The sequence below is a fragment of the Bartonella queenslandensis AUST/NH15 genome (assembly GCF_000312585.1).
GTDB lineage: Bacteria > Pseudomonadota > Alphaproteobacteria > Rhizobiales > Rhizobiaceae > Bartonella > Bartonella queenslandensis_A.
Genome location: NZ_HE997979.1, coordinates 70,879 through 75,450, shown reverse-complemented (window position 1 = coordinate 75,450; position 4,572 = coordinate 70,879). Strand labels below are relative to the sequence as shown.

Annotated in this window: 5 protein-coding genes; 1 reads left to right on the top strand and 4 read right to left on the bottom strand. The window is 37.1% G+C overall.

Annotation, left to right across the window (positions count from 1 at the left end; genetic code table 11):
• Nucleotides 1–1,261: 1,261 nt before the first annotated feature.
• Complete coding sequence (locus BN338_RS01270) at nucleotides 1,262–2,047, bottom strand: tetratricopeptide repeat protein (RefSeq protein ID WP_039758280.1); 786 nt, start codon at nucleotides 2,045–2,047, stop codon at nucleotides 1,262–1,264.
• A 143-nt stretch (nucleotides 2,048–2,190) separates the two neighbouring features.
• Nucleotides 2,191–2,316 carry a type B 50S ribosomal protein L36 gene (ykgO, locus tag BN338_RS01265; protein WP_013545486.1) on the bottom strand — a complete coding sequence of 42 codons (126 nt, stop codon included), beginning with the start codon at nucleotides 2,314–2,316 and terminating at the stop codon, nucleotides 2,191–2,193.
• Between the two features lie 526 nt (nucleotides 2,317–2,842).
• On the opposite strand from ykgO, the gene BN338_RS13485 reads away from it, so the two are divergent.
• Complete coding sequence (locus tag BN338_RS13485; protein ID WP_280109514.1) at nucleotides 2,843–2,971, top strand: hypothetical protein; 129 nt, start codon at nucleotides 2,843–2,845, stop codon at nucleotides 2,969–2,971.
• Between the two features lie 287 nt (nucleotides 2,972–3,258).
• On the opposite strand, the gene BN338_RS11975 is transcribed toward BN338_RS13485, so the two are convergent.
• Together BN338_RS11975 and BN338_RS01260 are read right to left on the bottom strand one after the other, a co-directional pair.
• The gene (locus tag BN338_RS11975) at nucleotides 3,259–3,432 is read right to left on the bottom strand and encodes a hypothetical protein (protein ID WP_198003653.1); all 174 of its coding nucleotides are present in this window, start codon (nucleotides 3,430–3,432) and stop codon (nucleotides 3,259–3,261) included.
• Nucleotides 3,429–3,800, bottom strand: a complete 372-nt coding sequence (locus tag BN338_RS01260; protein WP_039758278.1) for a hypothetical protein — start codon at nucleotides 3,798–3,800, stop codon at nucleotides 3,429–3,431. Before BN338_RS01260 ends, BN338_RS11975 begins: the two co-directional genes overlap by 4 nt.
• Nucleotides 3,801–4,572 lie beyond the last annotated feature (772 nt).

Sequence of the window (4,572 nt, the reverse complement as noted above, 5' to 3'; positions counted from 1 at the left end):
ATTGGTATTCCGGGAGGTTGGATTCACTGAACTTAAACAGTCTCTTGTTTTTAGTGCTTATCGCACTTGGACATAACAAAAGCCCCCGGAATTTCCGGGATAGCCATAATTGTTTATGCGTTAAGTTTTAAGGAATCCAACTCCTTATTGACCGTTGCGTGGACGATCAAAAACACGTATTTATCAATAAAGGAATTTCAGGGGATTAGCAAGAAAATTTAAAATATTTTTATTCGGTTATGCCATAAAATAAAGGCGTTTGAGGTGGGGTGAAAATGGTCTATGAGAGGCAAGGATATATGCTGTTGAGAAACCTTCAAGCATACAAATAAAGTGCTTTTTGTAAGAGAGTGTGTGGAATATTTTAGGGATGGATTTATCTGTCGTGTTTGATAAAGCGGCTTCGTTGAGGAAGAGCTGAAGTCACTAGGGGAGTGGATAAGAGGCTGGGAGGTAGAGCATTGTTTGCAGAGCAGAGCTGGAGGGGCGTTTTGTTTACTGTTTTCTGTAAAAATGGTAAAGCGTAAAAATGCAGATCTGTAAAAAAGGAAGAGGAAATTAAGGACGTGGAGGCTTTATGTGTTGTCTATGCTTTGGGGTGTGTTGGATTTTTATCATGGCGTGGAATGTGGTGAGAGAAAGGTTATGGAGGAGATGAGTCCTGTGAATGAGGGGCAGGTTGGAATGAAGAGCGATGTTTAAGTATGTGGGTATGACGGGAGATATTTCTTATTTAAGGCTGTTTGTTTAACGGATGGTGCAGTTTTGAAATTTTTGCTTTGTGGAGTCACATTTTAGAGCTGCTTTATTAGTTTTGAGGAAAAACATCGATATATTATGGGCTTTATGGTTGAAATTGATCAAAATAAGAAAAGACAATGACAGTTTATTAGAGGTGCTAAGCGATGTTTTCAGCTTGTTTTAGAAAATATTTTTGAGGGTGGTATTTTACAAATTTTTTTATCCAAGATGGAAGATGTAAAAAGAAGAAACGCCGTGAGGTGGCGTGAATGAATTTGTCTATTTGATATTATGAGGAGAAATTCTGTAGAGGAATGTGAAGGGCAAAGTATTTAGACATTGCCTTAAATACACAAAAGACCCAAGTTCAAAAAAGACTATATAATTGTGTGGGGGCGATTGATGGTATGGTTTTCAGCATGGCAAGTTCGCAATTATTCCGTGGGATGTGAAGCCAAGCGCATTTTATTCTCAAGCTTGAAGATGGGGCTCAGGTGTGCTTCATTCATGGATGATGCGTTCAAAGAGCTTGCGGTGATTTTTCGTCCAACAGAGCCTCAATGCGCTTTTGAAACTTTTGCATTTGTGGATAGTAGTCTAATGCCTTTTCATAAGCTTTAAAGCCGAGTTCTGGACGCTCTGTCGCTTCCATGATAACGCCAAGTTCAAAATACGCTATATAATTGCGTGGTTCAAGTTCAAGAGCATGGTTGAGATCAAGCATGGCAAGTTTGAAATCATTCAGTTGAATGTGAATCCAAGCGCGTCTTATCCAAGCTTCAGCGTGAGTCGGTAAAAGTGCAAGAGCATTATCAATATAATCAAGTGCAAGTCCATAGTCGTCACTGTTGATCGCATTTTCAGCCCATGACATTAAAAGATCAATCGTCTCACTTCCCGACTGGGACCATAAATGTTGAAGTTGTTGACTGATCTTTTTGGCCTTTGCAACATCAGCACAATATTTCAATTCTTTGAGTAAACGTAAAATTTCTGCTTCTTTACGTTGCTTCATTCTATCAACATGGGAAAGTTGCTCTGAATCAGAATCTTCAAGAATAATTGCAGACGAGTCAGAATCAGAGAACGTTGAGGGAGGGGTAGGAGAATTGGGGATGAGGTCATCTAACGGTAAAAGCGATTGGGGAGAAGGTCTATCTTCAGGAAGCGAAGGAGGCGCTTGCCCATATCCTGAAGAAATGAAACAAAAAATGCCAACGCACGAGAGAAAAAAAATTCGCTGGAAAATAGAAAAAAAACGTAACTGAAAAAATCCAAAAGCTTTAAAAAAAATAGAAAAATCCATAAAAACAAGCCCCCAAAAGATAAACCAGCAAATACTATCAAATAAATGGACTCGTAACCAACGAAATTATCACCCCCAAAAAAAACTTAAAAAAATTTTTAAGCCTACAACAAAGCAGGCATAAAAACATCAACTTTAAAGAATTAACCTTGACGTGCTCTAAAACGCGGGTTCGTTTTATTGAGGATATAAATACGACCCTTACGACGCACCAAACGATTGTTACGGTGGCGCTCTTTTAGTGCTTTAAGCGAATTTTTAATTTTCATCATATTCACCGTTTAAACAGTTTACTTAATACAATATCACAATAACTATAAAACAATATGACAACCGAAATATGAATCATAACCCCAATACACTGTTCACCCTATGAACATCGTATTATGACATCACACTTGCATCATAATATTATACAATACACTTTTTCACTGTGATCACAAAAAGAAAAACGCACCCTTAAGGCACGCATTAACACACTTCATTAGCACAACGAATAAGTGAAAATTGCAAAAAACTAGAGGAAACCTAACAAGAAGTCTTATTCTTGTCAAGGGTGTATATCCCTTACAAATTCCCTATGATGTGTTAAAGGCTGCTTTGAAAATAAAAATAATAAAGTAAAAATAATATTGAGCAGAAGAAGTATAAAAAGCGAAAACAAGCTAAAGGATTTTCAGCTTTAAATAAGCTCTGTCAAGGGGGTAATCGCAAGGGATTGGAGAGTTTTGTAGGGGGCGGTTAAGCCTTTGGATTATGGAGCGGTGTGGTTTTTTATCTTTTGAGAGGGAAGGGATGTTTTTAAAAGAGGAGGGCTTGGAGGGAGAAGCAGTGGGGAGGGCTGAAAGGTTAGGAGCAACGGCTCGCCGTTGCATTGTTGATTGGGATGGAATTTTGTCGTTAAGGGTGCGGGGATCTCCTTAAAACGCAGGGCTTGTTTGTGGGCTTTCGTGAATTTCTGTCAAGCGTGGGCGTCGGCTGAAATGCTTAAAGTGGGAAAAAGAGGGGGGGGGAAGCCGCTGGAATTGTTTCTTGTATTTGGCATACACACATAATAGCCTACCTATAGTTTCAAATGCTCCCTTAAGAAAAGTCTCATATTCTAAATAGCTGACCCTAAATAATTAGGATTATAATCACATTAAATGCGTTTAGAAATATGAAAATAAGAATTATGGTATTTTAAAATCCACGTTTTTCATGACTTCTTTCTATTTATTAACTCTTTTATTACATTCTTGAATCGCTAAGTTCAGTCCTGTAAGCGCTTTACGGTATAGTTTTCGATATTTAATGGTAGAATAAACAAGCCAAACGGATAATGTTATTATTGCACAACCGATAATGATCCCTAGAATGCGTCCTAATATTATCGCTTCAGTCATTTTTCTCTCCTTATTGTATTGTGATGAGAAACCGCTTCGTCTAGTTGTTTCATTACTTTTTTCAGTTTCTTCTTTACTATGATGCGGAGCACCAAAGAGATTGGTATCGAACCGTACAGAATTAATCCGCATATCAACCCGATTATCGTTGTGGCATCCATCTGAGATCTATCCGCATTGCCTGTGATTGAGAGCAGAATGTATAAAAAAACGCTTATAAAAATTATGAATATAAATTCTTTCAGTGAAACAATACCAAATTTTATCGTTTCTTTAACTTCTTTTTGGATATCGATGACTAAATTCCATTGAGAATATGTATCATTATATTCTTTTGATAATGCATCTGATAGGTTTGCTGTCGTCATGTTGATATTCGTTTGTTTCTTGGATGTTTTGTCTTTTGATAAAGCGAATAACTCGGTTTTTCAGACTATTTTTATAAGATGAAAAGAAGATTTATGTACTTGCTATAATTATAATACGAAAAATACGCTAGATCTGTAGCACATCTTCCTTTTATTATTACGAGGCATGTACAATTCTTCGTATCGCTGTATAAACGATTCGTTTTGTCAGTACAATTATATTTTATGACTAAACTGTAAGAAAAGAGGCATTTAATATGAAGTGCCATGTGGGCTGAATTTACTTAAGAGAAGCTTGATTGTTGACAGATTGGCATGGGATTTTCGTCTCTGAGTGCTGTTAGGCGCTCAAATTTGAATAACGTAACTTTATAGGGGAAAGATCGAAGGCGATAGACATAACGAAGGTGACAAATATTACAGATATTAAAGATTAAAAATATTAAAGTGAGTGATATTTTAAACGGCTGTTGTTTTAGAGCGTAAGCTAAATTTACAGTTTTCTTTCAGTGTGTTGTGTATTTACATCTGCTATTTTAAGCTTTATCGCGAAATGAAACAAAGAGAGACGCTTTAAGCCCTAGAAAATACAATACAGGTCATAGCGCCTTGTGAGGGGAGAGAGAATGTTTCTATGATGGATAAGCTTAGTACTGTAATTATATCTTTGACGTAGAGCGCTGGGGTGGTGCGGAGTGTTTGACACTTTTGTGAAAGAATGAACACAAGAAGGGAGAGCAATAAGAATGCATTGTTAGAGTGTTCTCTATAA

Excerpts from the sequence above, each read along its gene's own strand:
- BN338_RS01270 (WP_039758280.1), bottom strand. The coding sequence starts at position 2,047 with ATGGATTTTTCTATTTTTTTTAAAGCTTTTGGATTTTTTCAGTTACGT.
- ykgO (WP_013545486.1), bottom strand. The coding sequence starts at position 2,316 with ATGAAAATTAAAAATTCGCTTAAAGCACTAAAAGAGCGCCACCGTAAC.
- BN338_RS13485 (WP_280109514.1), top strand. The coding sequence starts at position 2,843 with ATGTTTTTAAAAGAGGAGGGCTTGGAGGGAGAAGCAGTGGGGAGGGCT.
- BN338_RS11975 (WP_198003653.1), bottom strand. The coding sequence starts at position 3,432 with ATGACTGAAGCGATAATATTAGGACGCATTCTAGGGATCATTATCGGT.
- BN338_RS01260 (WP_039758278.1), bottom strand. The coding sequence starts at position 3,800 with ATGACGACAGCAAACCTATCAGATGCATTATCAAAAGAATATAATGAT.